This is a genomic window from Dysosmobacter sp., assembly GCF_034093755.1.
Classification (GTDB): Bacteria; Bacillota; Clostridia; order Oscillospirales; family Oscillospiraceae; genus Oscillibacter.
In genome coordinates, this window is the sequence record NZ_JAXEBZ010000075.1 from 1 (window position 1) to 17,173 (window position 17,173).

The following is a 17,173-nucleotide window of genomic DNA, read 5'->3' on the forward strand; positions in this document are numbered from 1 at the left end:
CGGGGAATCGCGGGTTTCCGGCCCCCACTTTTCTTTGCCCGTGCAAAGAAAAGTGGGGGCGCATCCCCGCACCGGGACCGGTGCAAAGCCCGCGATTTTCATCGCACTCCCGGCGCCGGGACCGGTGCAAAAGCCGCAACCTTCGCTGCCTCCCCCCCCGCACCGGGACCGGTGCAAAGAAAACCCAACTTGCACATGGCGTCCACATCTGCTATAATTACAAACTGATATGATAGCGCCTGTATCAGGAAACGGAGAGCAAGGCTCTGTTTGAATGGGAGTGAGAGCATGAACAAAAAGCTGTCGCGGCTGCTGGAGCCCAACATGAAGCTTTACTTTTTCTGCCTGCTGGTCTTTTCGCTGGCGGCTTTTCCGGTGAAGCCTGCCCTGTCGGCGGCGGAGCTGGCGGTCACCGCGGCCCTGTACGTCTACTTCACCCGGAACAGCCAGAAGCGGCGCCAGGGCATCCTGCAATACATTGACAGCGTCACCGGCAGCGTGGACACCGCCAGCAAGTCCACCCTCATCAACTCGCCCCTGCCCATCATGGTGTTCCGCCCGGACACCGGCGAGGTGATCTGGAGCAACGAGAACTTCCTGCAGCTGGCGGGGGTGCGGGAGCACCGCTTTGAGATCAAGGTGGAGGACACCGTGCCCGACTTCCCCCTCCAGTGGCTGCTGGAGGGCAGGCAGGAGTGTCCCCGCCGGGTGGAGATGAACGGCCGCCAATTCCAGGTCTACGGCAGCATGGTCCGGGCCAAGGCCCGGGACGGCAGCCCCAACCTGGTGGCCACCACCTACTGGGTGGACACCACCGACGCCGACCGGCTGAAAGAGCGGTTTGCCGCCTCCCGGCCCGTCATCGCCCTGATGCAGGTGGACAACTACGAGGACCTGATGAAGGCCTGCGCCGACACCCAGCGCAGCGCCGTGCTGGCCCAGATCGACGAGAAGCTGAGCCAGTGGACCGGGGACGCCGGCCTTCTGACCAAGACCGACCGGGACCACTATCTGTTCGTGTTTGAGGAGCAGTACTTCCAGAAGTTCGTGTCGGAGCGGTTTTCCGTGCTGGATACCATCCGGGACATCCGGGTGTCCGAGACCCTGAACCCCACGCTGTCCATCGGCGTGGGCGTGGAGGCGGACACGCTGGCGGAGCTATACAAAAACGCCAATCTGTCCCTGGAGATGGCCCTGTCCCGGGGCGGCGACCAGGCGGTGGTCCGCAACCGGCTGGACTTCGCCTTCTACGGCGGCCGCACCAAGGCCACGGAGAAGCGCACCAAGGTGAAATCCCGGGTCATGGCCAACGCCCTGGGCGAGCTGATGACCGACGCCGGCCAGGTCTATATCATGGGCCACACCTTCGCGGACATGGACTGCGTGGGCGCGGCGGCGGGCCTTTGCTGCATCGCCCGGAAGCGGGGGAAGAAGGCCCAGATCGTCATGAATCTGGAGAAAAACGCCGCCGGCGGGCTGCTGAGCCAGCTGCGGGCGCTGCCGGAGTACGAAAACGTGTTCGTCACGCCCCAGGATGCCTTTTTGCGGATGCAGCCCGGCGCGCTGGTGGTGGTGGCGGACACCAACCGCCCCGACTTTGTGGAGTCCCGCCAGGTGCTGGAGGCCAGCAACCGGGTGGCGGTCATCGACCACCACCGGCGGGCGTCCAGCTATATCGAAAACGCGGCGCTGAACTTCCACGAGCCCTACGCCTCCTCCGCCTGCGAGCTGGTGACGGAGCTGCTGGGCTACCTGGTGGAGCCCACGGACCTGCTGCGGGAGGAGGCGGTGGCCCTGCTGGCGGGCATCGTGCTGGACACCAAGCACTTCACCATGCGCACCGGCGGCCGCACCTTCGAGGCGGCGGCCTTCCTGCGCCGGGCCGGCGCCGACACGGCGGACGTGCAGCGGCTGTTCCAGAATGAGCTCAGCGACGTGGTGACCCGCTATGACGTGATGCGCCAGGCGGAGATTCTGTACGACGACATCGCAAGCGCCGCGGTGGAGCCCGGCGGCGTGGACCGGGTGGCCGGCGCCCAGGCGGCGGACGAGCTGCTGACCCTCAAGGGGGTGAAGGCCTCCTTCGTGCTGACCAGGTCCGGGGAGGGCGTGCAGATGTCCGCCCGGTCCCTGGGGGACATCAACGTGCAGGTGATTCTGGAGGCCCTGGGCGGCGGCGGCAATTCCACCACCGCCGGCGGCCGGGTGGAAAACGCCAGCGTGGCCGACGTCCGGGAGCGGCTGGTGGAGGCCATCGACAACTATCTGGCAGATTAAAGCGGCCCTGAGGGCCGGGACAAGAAAAGGAGATTACCGATATGAAAGTGATTTTACAGCAGGACGTGAAGGGCCAGGGCAAGAAGGGCCAGATGATTGAAGCGTCCGAGGGCTACGCCCGCAACTATCTGCTGCCCCGGAAGCTGGCCATCCTGGCCACGCCGGATGCCATCAACACCATGAACCTGAAGGAGAAGGCCCGCCGGGCGGAGGAGCAGCGCCAGCGGGAGGAGGCCATCGCCGCCGCCCAGAAGCTGAAGGACTGCACCGTGAAGCTGACGGCCAAGGCCGGCAACGGCGGCCGCCTGTTCGGCGCCGTCACCACCAAGGAAATCGCCGAGGGCCTGAAGGCCCAGTTCGGCCTGGACATTCCCAAGCAGAAGCTGGTGCTGGATGAGCCCATCAAGGCCTTCGGCACCTACGAGGTGAAAGCGAAGCTGGGCTTTGAGGTCAGCGGCGTGGTGAAGGTCACCGTCACGGAGGCCTGATCCCCGGCCGCCGGAGGGCGGCACATTCCCCAGGAGGTGAATTCCATGGCAAACGAGGACCTGCTGCTGCGGCAGATGCCCCACTCCCTGGAGGGGGAGCAGGCGGTGCTGGGCTCCATGCTCATCGATCCGGAGTGCATCAAGGACGTGATGGACAAGCTGCAGCCCGGCGACTTCTACCTGCGGCAGAACCGGGAGATTTTTGAGACCATCTACTCCATGTTCGCCTACTCCCGCCCGGTGGACGGCATCACCGTGGCGGAGGAGATGCAGAAAAACGGCACCTATGACGAGAATACCACCCGCAGCTACCTGGTTCAGCTGATGGAGATCACCCCCACCTCCGCCAACGTGATGGAGTACGTGAAGATCGTCCGGGACAAGGCGCTGCTGCGGTCAGTGGCCCAGGCGGCCTCGGAGATTACCGCCATGGTCCAGGAGGGGGTGGGCACCGCCTCCGACACCCTGGAGGCGGCGGAGCAGCGGATTTTCGCCATCCGCCGGGGCCAGAGCGCCAAGGACATGGTGCCCATCCGGCAGGTGCTGCCGGACGTGCTGGACCGGCTGTCGGAGATGAGCGAGAGCGAGACGCACCTGCCGGGCCTTTCCACCGGCCTCTCCGCCGTGGACGCCAAAATCACGGGCCTGAACAAGTCGGACCTGCTGCTGCTGGCGGCCCGCCCCGGCATGGGCAAGACCTCCTTCGCCCTGAACATCGCCCTGAACGTGGCCAAGACCACCCAGAAAACGGTGGCGGTGTTCTCCCTGGAAATGTCCAGCGAGCAGCTGGTGACCCGCCTGCTGTCCACGGAGGCGCTGGTGGAGAACGTGCGGCTGAAAACCGGCAACCTGCGGGAGACGGACTGGCAGAAAATCGCCGACGCCTCCATGGTGCTCAACCGCCTGGATATGCGCATCGACGACAACCCCATGCTGACGGTGGCGGACATGAACGCCAAGTGCCGCCGGCTGGACAATCTGGGCCTGGTGGTCATCGACTACCTGCAATTGATGACCTCCGCCGGCGGCAAGAGCGGCGGCGGGGAGAGCCGCCAGCAGGTGGTGTCCGACATCTCCCGGATGCTGAAGATCATGGCCAAGGAGCTGGACGTACCGGTGATCTGCCTGAGCCAGCTGTCCCGCGCCAACGAGAAGCGGGATGACAAGCGGCCCATGCTGTCGGACCTGCGGGAATCCGGCGCCATCGAGCAGGACGCGGATATTGTCATGTTCCTGTACCGGGATGACTATTATAATGAGGACTCCGAAAAGCGCAACATCGCCGAGTGCATCGTGGCCAAGAACCGCCACGGCGAAACCGGCAAGGTGGAGTTGCGCTGGATGCCGGAGTACACCCAGTTCTCCACCCTGGACAACCGCCATGGCGACGACGAGTGAGCTGGCGGCGGCCCGGAACCTGCTGCGCCGGGAGCTGCCCGGCGGCGGGCGGGTGCTGTGCGCCGTGTCCGGCGGACTGGACTCCATGTGTCTGCTGCACTTTTTGCGCACCTGGGGGCGGACGGGGAATTTCACCGTTCTGGCCGCCCATTTCAACCACCGGCTGCGGGGCGCCGCGGCGGACCGGGACGAGGCTTTCGTCCGGGACTGGTGCGCCGGGGAGAGCATCCCGCTGTTCGCCGGCTCCGGCGATGTGGGGGAGCTGGCGGCGCGGGAGGGCCTTTCCGTGGAGGAGGCGGCCCGGACGCTGCGGTACGCCTTTCTGGAGGAGACGGCGGCGCGGGAGGGCTGCGCCGCCATCCTGACGGCCCACCACGCCGATGACAACGCGGAGACCATGCTGCTGAACCTGCTGCGGGGCACCGGCATCCGGGGCCTGGCGGGGATTCCGGAGGTCCGGGGGAACATCCTCCGCCCCTTCCTGCGGATCTCCCGGGGGGAGCTGGCGGACTACGCCGCCGCCCACGGCATTCCCCACGTGGAGGACGAGACGAACCAACTGGATGATGCGGCCCGGAACGTGCTGCGCCACCGGGTGCTGCCTGTGCTGCGGGAGCTGAACCCCCGGGCGGCGGAGAACATGGCCCGGACGGCGGAGCTGGCCCTCCGGGACGAGGAGGCCCTGACATGGGCGGCGGAGAAGCTGCTGGAGCAGGGGGGTACGGAGCCGGGGCGGTCCGCCTGGCTGCCGGTGGAGAGCTGCGGCGGCCAGCCCGAGGCGGTGGTGACCCGGGCGGCGCGGCTGCTGCTGGAGCGGACCGGCGGACACCGGAAGGACCTGACCGCAGCCCATACGGAGGCCGTCCTGGAGCTGCTCCGGAGCCGGCCGGGGAAGGAGATTCACCTGCCCTACGGCCTGACGGCCCGGCGGGAGGAGGCGGTGCTGCGGGTTTGCCGCAGCGGCGTACCGGAGACGGCGGAGCTGCGGCCCGGCGTGCCGGCGGCGTGGAACGGCTGGACGCTGACACTGCTGGACCACCCGGATGGGGAGGGCCTGGCCCTCCGGGACGGAGACGAAACCGTTGCGGTGGGTCCCTGTCCGCCGGGGGAGCGGCTGACGCTGCCGGAGACCCACGGCGGCGGCCGCACGGTGAAGCGGCTGTGCCTGGACCGGGGCATTTCCCTGGCGGAGCGGGAGAAGCTGCCCGCCATCTATCTCAACGGCAGACTGGCCGCCGTGTGGCGGCTTGGCGCGGATGACGGTTCCTGCTACCGGGGGACCGGCCCCGTCCGCTTTATCCGAATTCTGAAAACCGACGGAGGAGAGGTACTATGATCAACGAGCTGGAGAAAGATATTGCCCGAGTGCTGGTGACGGAGGAGGAAATCCGGACCCGGATCGGCGAAATGGGCCGGGAGCTGGCGGAGCGGTTCCAGGGAAAGAATCCCCTGTTCCTGGGGGTGCTGAAGGGCTGCTTCGTGTTCATGGCGGACCTGGTGCGGGCCTGCCCGGTGAACAGCGACCTGGAGTTCATCGCCGTCTCCTCCTATCAGAACTCCACCATGTCCTCCGGCCGGGTGCAGATCACCCATGACGTCCAGCAGGACATCACCGGCCGGGACATCATCATCGTGGAGGACATTCTGGACTCCGGCAACACCCTGGCCTTCCTGAAGAACTATCTGATGACCAAGGGCGCCGCCTCCATCACCATCGTCACCCTGCTGGATAAGCCCTCCCGCCGGGCCAAGGCGGTGGACGCCGATCTGGCGGGCTTCGTGGTGCCGGATGAGTTTGTGGTGGGCTACGGACTGGACTTCGCCCAGCACTACCGCAATCTGCCGTATATCGGCGTACTGAAACCGGAGGTCTATACCAAGTGAAACGGTCGAAAACACCCAATTTCAGCATGGTGGCGCTGATGCTGGTCATCCTGCTGGGCTTCTCCTACCTGTGGCAGAGCGCTGCCCAGGAGGGAAAACTGGACTATTCCGAGGTCCGCCAGCTGTTCATTCAGGAGAAGGTGGAGAGCTATTCCGTCTCCGACTACACCCTGACCATGAAGCTGCGCCAGCCGGTGAACGGCCGGGAGACGGTGCAGTACGAGCTGTATGATCTGGATCTGTTCCAGGACGATCTGTGGGATCTGATTCAGCAGCAGGAGCAGAAGGGTCTCATCACCCACTATGACTATCAGGCCGCCCACTCCCCGGGGCTGCTGCAGACGCTGCTGCCCTACCTGATGATGGCCCTGATGTTCGGCCTGATGTGGTATTTCCTGGCCGTCCGCGCCCAGGGCGGCATGGGGCCGGACAAGATGGCCCGGTTCGGCTCCGCCAACGTCCGCACCCTCAGCGACAAGGACAAAACCGTCACCTTTGATGACGTGGCCGGCGCCGACGAGGAGAAGGAGGAACTGGCGGAGATCGTGGAGTTCCTGAAAGACCCCCGGAAGTATATCGCCCTGGGGGCCCGGATTCCCAAGGGCGTGCTGCTGGTAGGCCCTCCGGGCACCGGCAAGACATTGCTTGCCAAGGCGGTGGCCGGCGAGGCCGGGGTGGCCTTCCTGTCCATCTCCGGCTCCGACTTTGTGGAGCTGTACGTGGGCGTGGGCGCCTCCCGGGTCCGGGACCTGTTTGAGCAGGCGAAGAAGCAGTCCCCCGCCATCGTGTTCATCGACGAGATCGACGCCGTGGGCCGTCAGCGGGGCACCGGCGTGGGCGGCGGCCATGACGAGCGGGAGCAGACCCTGAACCAGCTGCTGGTGGAAATGGACGGCTTCGGCCGCAACGAGGGCGTGGTGGTGCTGGCCGCCACCAACCGGGCCGACGTGCTGGACCCGGCGCTGCTGCGGCCCGGCCGGTTTGACCGGCAGGTCTATGTGGGCATGCCGGATATCCGGGGCCGCAAGGCGGTGCTGGAGGTCCACGCCAAGGATAAGCCCCTGGCGGAGGACGTGGATCTGGAGAAGGTGGCCCGGGGCACCCCCGGCTTCACCGGCGCCGACCTGGAGAACCTGATCAACGAGGCGGCGCTGCTGGCCGCCCGGAAGGACCGGCGGTTCATCACCATGGCGGATCTGGAGGAGGCGGAGATCAAGGTCATCGCCGGCCCCGAGAAGCGCAGCCGGGTGATTCCGGAGCAGGAGCGGAAGCTGACGGCCTATCATGAGGCCGGCCACGCCGTGGTGATGCACGCCCTGCCCAACCATGACCCGGTGAATCAGATTTCCATCATTCCCCGGGGCCAGGCCGGCGGCATGACCATCTCCCTGCCGGAGGAGGACCGGTCCTACCTGTCCAAATCCTACCTGCAGGATCAGATCGCCGCGCTGCTGGGCGGCCGGGTGGCGGAGCAGCTGGTGCTGGGAGACGTGTCCACCGGCGCGTCCAACGACATCCAGCGGGCCAGCCAGATCGCCCACAAGATGGTGGCGGTGTACGGCATGAGCGAGAAAATCGGCGCCGTGTCCTTCGACTCCGGCCACGAGGTGTTCATCGGCCGCACCATGTCCCAGGGCCGCAGCTACTCCGAGCAGGTGGCCGCCCAGATCGACGAGGAGGTCCGCTCCGTCATCGGCGAGGCCTATCAGCGCTGCGAGGACATCCTGAAGCGGGACCGGAAGCAGCTGGAAACCGTGGCCCAGTACCTGCTGGCCCACGAGACCATGGACCGCGCCGCCTTCCTGGCGGTGTTCGGCGAGACGGACCCCTCCGGGGACAACACTGCCGCCCCCGCGGAGGCGTGACCCGGCGGCATCCCGTGAAGCACCGCGCGCTCCGGCCCGGAATCCCCCGGACCGGAGCGCTTTTTCTGTGGAGAACGTGCGAAAACGCAAAAACTCACAGGCCCCGATTCGGCGAAATCACCAAAACGACTGTCCACCATAGAAGAACACTCACGGGGTAAAAACCAGGGCATACCGCAGAATGTCTCCAATATACGGACAAATGAACGGGTGCAGCGGAGTTTTTCGGAAAAATCCCCCGGAAAACGGGGTGGATTTCTTGTGTAGGATTCATCTTGCAAAGCGGCGGGAAATTCCGTAGAATGCGAATATGTTCTCTCAGTGGCCGATGTTTGGACGGCGCTGGGACAATGAAGGAGGAAAAACGAATGAAAAAGTTTCTTGCACTGGCCATGGCCATGGTCATGAGCCTGAGCCTGGCCGCCTGCGGCGGCAGCAGCTCCGGCAGCGCGGCCGCTTCCGCCCCTGCCGCTTCCGGCAACAAGGTGGTGAAGATCGGCGTGTTCGAGCCCCAGACCGGCGACAACGGCGCCGGCGGCAAGCAGGAGATTCTGGGCATGCAGTACGCCAACTACGTCCAGCCCACCGTGGAGATTGGCGGCGAGACCTATGACGTGCAGCTGGAAATCGTGGATAACCGCACCTCCGCCGAAAACGGCCCCTCCGCCGCCTCCGAGCTGGTGAACCGGGGCGTGTCCGTAGTGCTGGGCTCCTACGGCTCCGGCGTGTCCATGGCCGGCGGCAAGGTGTTTGAGGAAGCCGGCATCCCCGCCATCGGCGTCACCTGCACCAACCCCCAGGTCACCTCTGACTGCTCCGTTTACTTCCGCATCTGCTTCCTGGATCCCTTCCAGGGCACCGTTCTGGCCAACTACGCCTACAACGAGCTGGGCGTCACCAACGCCTACGTGCTGGGCATGCTGGGCAGCGACTATGACCAGGGCCTGGTGTACTACTTCACCGAGGCTTTCGAGGGCCTGGGCGGCACCGTGAAGGCGGAGGAGTTCCCCGAGGGCACCGCCAACTTCGTCTCTTACATCAACAACGCCAAGGCCGCCGGCGCCGGCGTCATCTTCGCTCCCGTGTCCATCAACTACGCCCAGCTGATCATCGAGGCCGCCGCGGCCCAGGGCTTTGACGGCGCTCTGCTGGGCTCCGACACCTGGGACAACAACAAGGTCATTGAGAGCGCCAAGGGCAAGGACATCAGCGCCTTTGTCACCACCTTCTATCAGGAGGGCGGCGCTCCCGACTTCGACTCCGGCATCAAGGAGTGGATCAACGCCAACGCCGACGCCAAGACCAACAACGGCGGCGACGACATGGTGGCCGCTGTCACCGCCATGGGCTATGACGCCTACTTCACTGCTCTGGAGGCCATCAAGGCTGCCGGCAGCACCGATCCCAAGGCCGTTCTGGAGGCCCTGCCCGGCGTTTCCTATGAGGGCGTGTCCGGCATGATCCAGTTCGACGATGTGGGCGACGCCGTCCGCGACTCCGCCTTCATCAAGACCGCCAACACCACTGACGGCGTGTGGGACTTCGTGAAGGTCCAGACCGTCGGCTGACCGCATTCCTGAATCCGGAAAGGGGATGGCGGGGATTTCCGCCCGCCATCCCCTTTTTCCCCGTTCCTGGGTCGCCTCGAAAGGACGGAAATTCCGCCTTTTCGAGACGGCCCAGTCCCCGCGAAAAGAGAAAAACCACAGGAGGTTTTCCCATGAGCGAAATACTGCCTTATCTCATCAACGGCATCTCCGTGGGCGGCCAGTACGCGCTGATCGCCATCGGCTACACGCTGGTCTACGGCATTCTGCGCCTGATCAACTTCGCCCACGGCGACGTGTTCATGGTGGCGGGACTGGTGATGGTCTACACCACCTCCGCCATGCCCTTTTACGTGGCACTGCCCCTGGTGCTGATCGTGACGGTGGCCCTGGGCTTCTTCATTGAGCGGGCGGCCTACAAGCCCCTGCGCTCCGCACCCCGGATGTCCGTCATGATCTCCGCCATCGGCGTCAGCTACCTGATTCAGAACCTGTCGTTCTACATCACCGGCGGCGTGCCCAAGCCCGTCAACAACCCCATTCCCTGGATTTCCGACAACGTGACGCTGCTGGGCGTGTCCACCAAGCGGGTGACCCTGGTGACCCCCGTGCTGACCATCCTGCTGGTGCTGGCGCTGGTGTACCTTATCAACCACACCAAGATCGGCATGGCCATGCGGGCCGCCGCCAAGGACTTCGAGACGGCCCAGCTGATGGGTATCAAAATCAACGCCGTCATCTCCATGACCTTCGTCATCGGCTCCTTCCTGGCCGCCGTGGGCGCCATGCTGTATTTCACCAACTACCCCTCCGTGGCCATTACCTCCGGCGGCATGCCGGGCCTGAAGGCCTTCGTGGCGGCGGTGTTCGGCGGCATCGGCTCCATCCCCGGCGCTGTGGTGGGCGCCTTCATCATCGGCCTGTGCGAGGAGGTCATCAAGGGCCTGGGCTACACCACCTTCTCCGACGCCTTCACCTTCGCCCTGCTGATCGTGGTGCTGTGCGTCAAGCCCACGGGCCTGTTCGGCGAAAAGGTCACCGACAAGGTGTAAGGAGGGGAAGGATATGACAATGCAAAAGAAAAAGACCGTCTTTACGGCGGCGGTTCTCCTGCTGGTGCTGGCGGCGGTGATTGTGGCGGACATGGTGTTCCCCAGCTACCACATTGTCATCACCGTCATCAAAAAGGCCACGGTTTACGCCCTGGTGGCCGTGTCCATGAACCTGCTCAACGGCTTCACCGGCCTGTTCTCCCTGGGCCAGGCTGGCTTCATGCTGCTGGGCGCCTACACCTACGCCGTGCTGACCATCCCCGTGGCCAAGCGGGCGGGCGTCTACCAGTACTTCGACGGCGGCGCCGTGCAGTTCTCCGTGCCGGAGGTCCTCTCCGGCGTCCTGGGGGAGAGCGCGGGCACCGTGGTGGGCATGCTGCTGGTGCTGCTGCTGGGCGGCCTGCTGGCGGCCTTTATGGCCTTCCTCATCGGCCTGCCGGTGCTGCGGCTCAAAAGCGACTATCTGGCCATCGCCACCCTGGGCTTCGCCGAGATTCTGCGGGCCTTCTTCCAGTGGAACGCCCTGGGTCCCATTACCAACGGCTCCAACCTGCTGAAAAGCTATCCTACCTTCTCCAAAGCCACGCCCTACGTGATTCTGGCGGGCATCATGATCGCGCTGATCCTGCTGCTGATCAACTCCACCTACGGCCGGGCCTTCAAGGCCATCCGGGACGATGAGGTGGCGGCGGAGGCCATGGGCATCAACTTGGCAAAGCACAAGCGGATGGCCTTCATCATCAGCTCCTTCTTCGCCGGCATCGGCGGCGGCATGATGGCCATGTACATGGGCACCATCGCCGCGGCGCCCTTCAAGAGCACCCTGACCTATGAGATTCTGCTGATCGTGGTCATCGGCGGCATCGGCTCCATCACCGGCTCCATTCTGGCCAGCTTCCTGTATATCTTCAGCTCCGAGTGGCTGCTGCGGGGCCTGGACGCCGGCACCTTCCTGGGCATCAACGCCCCCGGCATCTTCAAAAACGGCTTCCGCATGGTGGCCCTGTCGGTGATCATCATGGTCATCGTGCTGTTCTTCCGCAAGGGCATCATGGGCGATAAGGAGCTGCCGGACCTGCTGGACCGGAAGCCCAAAGCCCGGAAAAAGAAGGAGGCGGCCCAATGAGCAAGAACGTTCTGCGCGTGGAAAACGCCACCATGCAGTTCGGCGGCGTGGTGGCCGTGGATAACCTGAGCATGGAGGTCAACGAGGGGGAGATTGTGGCCCTCATCGGCCCCAACGGCGCCGGCAAAACCACCGCCTTCAACGTCATCACCGGCGTGTACCAGCCCACCAACGGTGCGGTGTGGTTCATGGACGAGAAGATCGTGGAAAACCACCCCCAGGGCAAGATGAAAAAGCTCTACAAGGGCCAGCATGACGGGGAGTACACCCACGTCCTGGCCCCCACCCCGGACAAAATCACAAAGTTAGGCATGGCCCGCACCTTCCAGAACATCCGCCTGTGGAAGTCCCAGACGGTGTTTGACAACGTGCTCATCGCCAAGCACTGCCGCACCCACACCAACTTCCTGGCCGCGTCCCTGCGGCTGAACCGGAAGGAGGAGGCGGAGCAGCGCCGCCACGTGGAGGAGCTGCTGGAGACGGTGGGCCTGCTGGACGTGAAGAACGAGCTGGCCACCTCGTTGCCCTACGGAAAGCAGCGGCGGCTGGAGATCGCCCGGGCGCTGGCCACGGAGCCGAAGCTGCTGCTGCTGGATGAGCCGGCGGCGGGCATGAACCCCCAGGAGACCGACGAACTGACGGCCTTCATCGGCGAGATCCGGGACAAATTCGGCCTGACGGTGCTGCTGATCGAGCACCACATGGACCTGGTGATGGACATCTCCGACCGCATCTACGTGCTGGACTTCGGCAAGCTGATCGCCGAGGGCACGCCAGCGGAGATTCAGAACAATCAGCGGGTGATTGACGCGTATCTGGGGGTGGCGGAAGATGCTTAAAATTGAAAATCTCCACGTCGCCTACGGCGGCATCCAGGCCCTGCGGGGCATTTCCATGGAGGTGCCTGACGGCAAGATCGTCACCCTCATCGGCGCCAACGGCGCCGGCAAGTCCACCACTCTGCGGACCATCACCGGCCTGGTGAAGGCCCGGTCCGGCTCCATCCAGTGGAACGGCAGCGAGCTGCTGGGCAAGTCCATCGACAGAATCATCAGCGAGGGCATCGCCATGAGTCCCGAGGGCCGCCGGGTGTTTCCGGACATGACGGTGCTGGAGAACCTGAAAATCGGCGCCTACCTCCGCAGGGACAAGGCGGAGATCGAAAAGGACATCCAGTGGGTCTATGAGCTGTTCCCCCGGCTGAAGGAGCGGGAGTGGCAGCTGGCGGGCACGCTGTCCGGCGGCGAGCAGCAGATGCTAGCAGTGGGACGGGCGCTGATGTCCCGTCCCAAGCTGATGATGCTGGATGAGCCGTCCCTGGGCCTGGCGCCCCTGGTGGTGCAGGACATCTTCGCCATCATCCGGGAGATCAACCGCCAGGGCGTCACGGTGCTGCTGATCGAGCAGAACGCCAACATGGCGTTGAAGATTGCGGACCTGGCCTACGTGCTGGAGACCGGCCGCATCACCATGAGCGGCACCGGCGCGGAGCTGCTGGCCAATGACAAGGTGAAAGAGGCCTACCTGGGCAAGCATAAGAAATAACGAGAGTCCCCCGTTTGTTCCGGGCGGCAGTGCTTTTGGCACTGCCGCCCGATTTTTTTCAAAATCCCGCGCATGAAAACGCGAAAGGAAGAAAAGCTATCTCCGGCAAGACCTGCGCCGCGGGCGCAAGAAGGAGTGAGCTGTTTGGAAACTGGATTGCATAATACCTCGGAAATCGGGCGGCTGAAAAAGGTGCTGCTGCACCGCCCGGGCCGGGAGCTGGAGAACCTGATGCCGGAGTACCTGGAGCGGCTGCTGTTCGATGACATCCCCTATCTGCAGGAGGCCCAGCGGGAGCACGACGCCTTTGCCGACTGCCTGCGGGGGGCGGGGGTGGAGGTGGTGTACCTGGCGGACCTCACCGCCCAGAGCCTGACGGACCGGACGGTGCGTCAGGAGTTCATCACCCAGTTCCTGGACGAGGCGGGGCTGCGGGACCAGCGGACCCGGGACGCCCTGGAGGAGTACCTCTCCGACCTGCCGGACCGGCAGCTGGTGGAGGCCTGCATGGCCGGCGTGCGGAAGTCGGAGCTGCGGCGGGGAGCCGCCCGGCTGGGGGACTTCCTCTCCGACGATGACTATCCCTTCGCCGTGGACCCGCTGCCCAACCTGTATTTCACCCGGGACCCTTTCGCCACCATCGGCACCGGCGTCTCCATCCACAGAATGCACACCGCTACCCGCAACCGGGAGACCCTGTTCGGCAAGTTCATCTTCGAGCACCACCCGGAGTACAAAAACGCCCCCCGCTGGTATGACCGGGGCGAAACCTCCTCCCTGGAGGGGGGCGACATTCTGGTGCTGTCGCCAGAGGTGCTGGCGGTAGGCATCTCCCAGCGGACCAGGGAGGACTCCATCGACCAGCTGGCGGAGGCGGTGCTGACGGGCAGCAAAACCTTCAAGCGGGTGCTGGCAGTGGACATCCCCAAAACCCGGTCCTTCATGCACCTGGACACCGTGTTCACCATGGTGGACCGGGACAAGTTCACCGTCCACCCCAACATCCTGCGGGAGATCACCGTGTTCGTCATGGAGCTGGACGGAAACGGGAAGATGACCATCCGCCAGCAGGAGGGCCGTCTGGAGGACATTCTGAAAGAGCAGCTGAGGCTGGACCGGGTGACGCTGATCCCCTGCGGCCAGGGCAGCGAGATCGACGCCGCCCGGGAGCAGTGGAGCGACGGGTCCAACACGCTGGCCATCGGCCCCGGCGAGGTGGTGGTGTACTCCCGGAACCACGTCACCAACCGGGCGCTGGAGGAGGCGGGGGTGAAGCTCCACGTGATCCCCAGCGCGGAGCTGTCCCGGGGCCGGGGCGGCCCGAGGTGCATGAGCATGCCTTTGTGGCGGGAAGACCCGTAAAGGGGGGACAAGTCCCCCCTTTAGATTCCCCCACACCAGACTGCGGACTGGTGTGTGCGCCCCAAGGGCGCACAGGTCAAGGTATTTTTCCGCCGCACATGTCGCCGGAAAAATAATTCCACTTCCTTCGTTTGCCTGCGGGCAAACGAACCGGGAACCTGCGGTTCCCCGGCCCCTCCCCATATTCTACAAAACCAAAGGAGAACGTATCATGGCAGTCAACTTAAAAGGCAGGAGCTTTCTCACGCTCCAGGACTTCACCCCCGGCGAGATCCGGTATCTGCTGGACCTGGGCCACGACCTGAAGGCCAAGCGCCGGGCGGGTATCTGCGATCCCACCCTGAAGGGCAAGCACATCGTGCTGCTGTTTGAAAAAACCTCCACCCGCACCCGCTGCTCCTTCGAGGTGGCGGCCACCCAGGAGGGTGCCCACGTCACCTATCTGGACGCCGCCAGCTCCCAGATGGGCAAAAAGGAGTCCCTGGAGGACTCTGCCAGGGTGCTGGGCCGGTTCTTCGACGGCATCGAGTACCGGGGCTATGAGCAGCAGGCGGTGGAGGACCTGGCGAAATACTCCGGCGTCCCTGTCTGGAACGGCCTCACCGACGCCGACCACCCCACCCAGATTCTGGCGGACATGATGACCATCGAGGAGCACTGCGCCAAGCCTTTGAACCGGGTGAAGGTGGTGTTCCCCGGCGACGTGCGGAACAACATGTGCTACGCCTGGATGATCGGCGCGGCGAAAATGGGCATGCACTTCGTGGCCATGGGCCCGGAGCAGCTGGCAAAGGAGATGGACCAGCAGGTGGTGCAGACCACCTTCGCCACCGCCCGGGAAAACGGCGGCCTCATTGAGATCACCGACGATCCCGACTGCCTGCGGGACGCCGACGTGATCTACGGCGACATCTGGGCCTCCATGGGGGAGGAGGACCTGATCCCGGAGCGGGCAAAGTTGCTGTCCCCCTACCGGGTGACGGAGGAGACGCTGAAAAAAACCGGCAACCCCAACGTGCTGTATATGCACTGCCTGCCCTCCTTCCATGACTTTGAGACGAAGCTGGCCAAAGAGTGGCAGGCCAAAGGGGTGGACATCCGGGAGGTGTCCGACCAGGTGTTCCGGGGCAAGCACTCCGTGGTGTTCGACGAGGCGGAGAACCGGATGCACTCCATCAAGGCCGTGCTGGTGGCCACCATCGGCCGGTAAAAGGAGGGATGGCCTTTGGCCGGACGACGCAAATTCCGGATGCCCACCGCCTATACCATTCTGCTGGCCCTCATCGCGGCGGTGGCCATCGCCACCTGGTTCATCCCGGCGGGCAGCTATGACTACGCCGGCGGCGTCCCCGTGGCGGGGACCTACCACCCGGTGGACCCCACCCCCGCCACGGTGGGGGACGTGCTGAAAGCCTCCTTCGAGGGCTTTTACGACGCGGTGGACGTGTGCCTGTTCATTCTGATGGTGGGCGGCTTTCTGGGCGTGGTGATGAAAACCGGCGCCATCGACGCGGGAGTCTCCGGGGCCATCCGGGGGCTGGGCGGCCGAGAAAAGTGGCTGATTCCCATTCTGATGGTGTTTTTCGGCCTGGGCGGCACCACCTACGGCATGTGGGAGGAGACCATGGCCTTCTACCCGCTGCTGATTCCCGTGTTTCTGGCGGCGGGCTATGACGCGGTGGTGGGCATCTCCGTGATATTGCTGGGGGCGGGGGCCGGCGTCATCGCCTCCACCGTCAACCCCTTCGCCACCGGCATCGCCTCGGGCTTCGCCGGGGTGTCCCTGGGGGAGGGCCTGGTGCTGCGGGCCGTCATGTGGGTGGTGTTCGAGGGGGCGGCCATCTGGTACGTCTCCGCCTACGCCGCCCGGGTGAAGCGGGATCCCTCCGCCTCGGTGGTGGGCGTGGGAGCGGGAAAGCTCCACGTCAACGCGGCGGAGCCCCGGCCTCTCACAAGGCGCCGCAAGTGGGTGCTGGCGGTGTTTGCCGCCGTGTTTCTGGTGATGGTCTACGGCGTGGTGCCCTTCGACGAGATGGGCCTTCCCCTGCCGGTGCTGGGCTGGTGGTTCCCGGAGCTGTCCGCCCTGTTTCTGGTGGGGGCCATCGTCATCGGCCTCATCGACCGCATGGGGGAGGAGGAGCTGGCGGAGTGCTTCGTGGCGGGCTGCGCGGACCTTCTGGGCGTGGCCTTCATCATCGGCATCTCCCGGGGCATCACCGTGGTGATGAACGGCGCCAACGTGACGGACACCATCCTCCACTGGGGGGAGGAGGCCCTGTCCGGCACGGGGCCGGTGGGCTTCACCCTGCTGGTGTTTTTGCTGTATCTGCCGCTGACGGTGCTGATCCCCTCCTCCTCCGGCCTTGCCACGCTGTCCATCCCCATTCTGGCGCCCCTGGGGGAGTTCTCCGGCGTCAGCGGGGCGCTGGTGGTGACGGCCTTCCAGACCGCCTCTGGCCTGGTGAACATCATCACCCCCACGGCGGCGGTGGTGATGGGGGCGCTGTCCCTGGGCCACGTGGGCTACGACCGCTGGTTCCGGTACGTGTGGAAGCTGATTTTGTATTTCCTGGTGCTGACGGTGGTGTTCCTGGCCCTGGGCACGGTATTGAGCTGAAAAAACCCCCGG

General features: G+C 64.9%; 14 protein-coding genes. All 14 read left to right on the forward strand.

Annotated features, from left to right (window positions below; translation table 11 throughout):
- The first annotated feature begins 288 nt into the window (after nt 1–288).
- Nucleotides 289–2,277, forward strand: coding sequence for a DHH family phosphoesterase (locus tag SOX55_RS09900; protein WP_325287288.1), 1,989 nt, complete (start codon nt 289–291; stop codon nt 2,275–2,277).
- Nucleotides 2,278–2,318: 41 nt separating this feature from the next.
- Complete coding sequence (gene rplI, locus SOX55_RS09905; protein ID WP_325287289.1) at nt 2,319–2,765, forward strand: 50S ribosomal protein L9; 447 nt, start codon at nt 2,319–2,321, stop codon at nt 2,763–2,765.
- Between the two features lie 45 nt (nt 2,766–2,810).
- Nucleotides 2,811–4,163, forward strand: a complete 1,353-nt coding sequence (gene dnaB, locus SOX55_RS09910; RefSeq protein WP_325287290.1) for a replicative DNA helicase — start codon at nt 2,811–2,813, stop codon at nt 4,161–4,163.
- Nucleotides 4,147–5,499, forward strand: coding sequence for a tRNA lysidine(34) synthetase TilS (tilS, locus tag SOX55_RS09915; protein WP_325287291.1), 1,353 nt, complete (start codon nt 4,147–4,149; stop codon nt 5,497–5,499). Before dnaB ends, tilS begins: the two co-directional genes overlap by 17 nt.
- The gene (hpt, locus tag SOX55_RS09920; protein ID WP_325287292.1) at nt 5,496–6,047 is read left to right on the forward strand and encodes a hypoxanthine phosphoribosyltransferase; all 552 of its coding nucleotides are present in this window, start codon (nt 5,496–5,498) and stop codon (nt 6,045–6,047) included. Before tilS ends, hpt begins: the two co-directional genes overlap by 4 nt.
- Nucleotides 6,044–7,912, forward strand: a complete 1,869-nt coding sequence (ftsH, locus tag SOX55_RS09925; RefSeq protein ID WP_442873621.1) for an ATP-dependent zinc metalloprotease FtsH — start codon at nt 6,044–6,046, stop codon at nt 7,910–7,912. The genes hpt and ftsH overlap by 4 nt, the downstream gene beginning before the upstream one ends.
- Nucleotides 7,913–8,280: 368 nt before the next feature.
- Nucleotides 8,281–9,480 carry an ABC transporter substrate-binding protein gene (locus SOX55_RS09930; RefSeq protein WP_325287293.1) on the forward strand — a complete coding sequence of 400 codons (1,200 nt, stop codon included), beginning with the start codon at nt 8,281–8,283 and terminating at the stop codon, nt 9,478–9,480.
- Between the two features lie 152 nt (nt 9,481–9,632).
- Nucleotides 9,633–10,511, forward strand: a complete 879-nt coding sequence (locus tag SOX55_RS09935; protein ID WP_325287294.1) for a branched-chain amino acid ABC transporter permease — start codon at nt 9,633–9,635, stop codon at nt 10,509–10,511.
- Nucleotides 10,512–10,524: 13 nt separating this feature from the next.
- Nucleotides 10,525–11,637 carry a branched-chain amino acid ABC transporter permease gene (locus tag SOX55_RS09940; RefSeq protein ID WP_325287295.1) on the forward strand — a complete coding sequence of 371 codons (1,113 nt, stop codon included), beginning with the start codon at nt 10,525–10,527 and terminating at the stop codon, nt 11,635–11,637.
- Nucleotides 11,634–12,476, forward strand: a complete 843-nt coding sequence (locus tag SOX55_RS09945) for an ABC transporter ATP-binding protein (protein WP_325287296.1) — start codon at nt 11,634–11,636, stop codon at nt 12,474–12,476. Before SOX55_RS09940 ends, SOX55_RS09945 begins: the two co-directional genes overlap by 4 nt.
- On the forward strand, nt 12,469–13,182 hold the full coding sequence (locus SOX55_RS09950; RefSeq protein WP_325287297.1) for an ABC transporter ATP-binding protein: 714 nt from the start codon (nt 12,469–12,471) through the stop codon (nt 13,180–13,182). Before SOX55_RS09945 ends, SOX55_RS09950 begins: the two co-directional genes overlap by 8 nt.
- A gap of 144 nt (nt 13,183–13,326) precedes the next feature.
- A complete protein-coding gene (gene arcA / locus SOX55_RS09955) occupies nt 13,327–14,544 on the forward strand; it encodes an arginine deiminase (protein ID WP_325287298.1) in 1,218 nt (405 codons plus the stop codon).
- A gap of 211 nt (nt 14,545–14,755) precedes the next feature.
- A complete protein-coding gene (argF, locus tag SOX55_RS09960) occupies nt 14,756–15,754 on the forward strand; it encodes an ornithine carbamoyltransferase (protein WP_325287299.1) in 999 nt (332 codons plus the stop codon).
- A 15-nt stretch (nt 15,755–15,769) separates the two neighbouring features.
- Nucleotides 15,770–17,161, forward strand: coding sequence for a YfcC family protein (locus SOX55_RS09965; protein WP_325287300.1), 1,392 nt, complete (start codon nt 15,770–15,772; stop codon nt 17,159–17,161).
- Nucleotides 17,162–17,173 lie beyond the last annotated feature (12 nt).

What these genes read in the sequence shown, in the direction of transcription:
- SOX55_RS09900 (WP_325287288.1), top strand. Translation starts at nt 289, where the DNA reads ATGAACAAAAAGCTGTCGCGGCTGCTGGAGCCCAACATGAAGCTTTAC.
- rplI (WP_325287289.1), top strand. Translation starts at nt 2,319, where the DNA reads ATGAAAGTGATTTTACAGCAGGACGTGAAGGGCCAGGGCAAGAAGGGC.
- dnaB (WP_325287290.1), top strand. Translation starts at nt 2,811, where the DNA reads ATGGCAAACGAGGACCTGCTGCTGCGGCAGATGCCCCACTCCCTGGAG.
- tilS (WP_325287291.1), top strand. Translation starts at nt 4,147, where the DNA reads ATGGCGACGACGAGTGAGCTGGCGGCGGCCCGGAACCTGCTGCGCCGG.
- hpt (WP_325287292.1), top strand. Translation starts at nt 5,496, where the DNA reads ATGATCAACGAGCTGGAGAAAGATATTGCCCGAGTGCTGGTGACGGAG.
- SOX55_RS09930 (WP_325287293.1), top strand. Translation starts at nt 8,281, where the DNA reads ATGAAAAAGTTTCTTGCACTGGCCATGGCCATGGTCATGAGCCTGAGC.
- SOX55_RS09935 (WP_325287294.1), top strand. Translation starts at nt 9,633, where the DNA reads ATGAGCGAAATACTGCCTTATCTCATCAACGGCATCTCCGTGGGCGGC.
- SOX55_RS09940 (WP_325287295.1), top strand. Translation starts at nt 10,525, where the DNA reads ATGACAATGCAAAAGAAAAAGACCGTCTTTACGGCGGCGGTTCTCCTG.
- SOX55_RS09945 (WP_325287296.1), top strand. Translation starts at nt 11,634, where the DNA reads ATGAGCAAGAACGTTCTGCGCGTGGAAAACGCCACCATGCAGTTCGGC.
- SOX55_RS09950 (WP_325287297.1), top strand. Translation starts at nt 12,469, where the DNA reads ATGCTTAAAATTGAAAATCTCCACGTCGCCTACGGCGGCATCCAGGCC.
- argF (WP_325287299.1), top strand. Translation starts at nt 14,756, where the DNA reads ATGGCAGTCAACTTAAAAGGCAGGAGCTTTCTCACGCTCCAGGACTTC.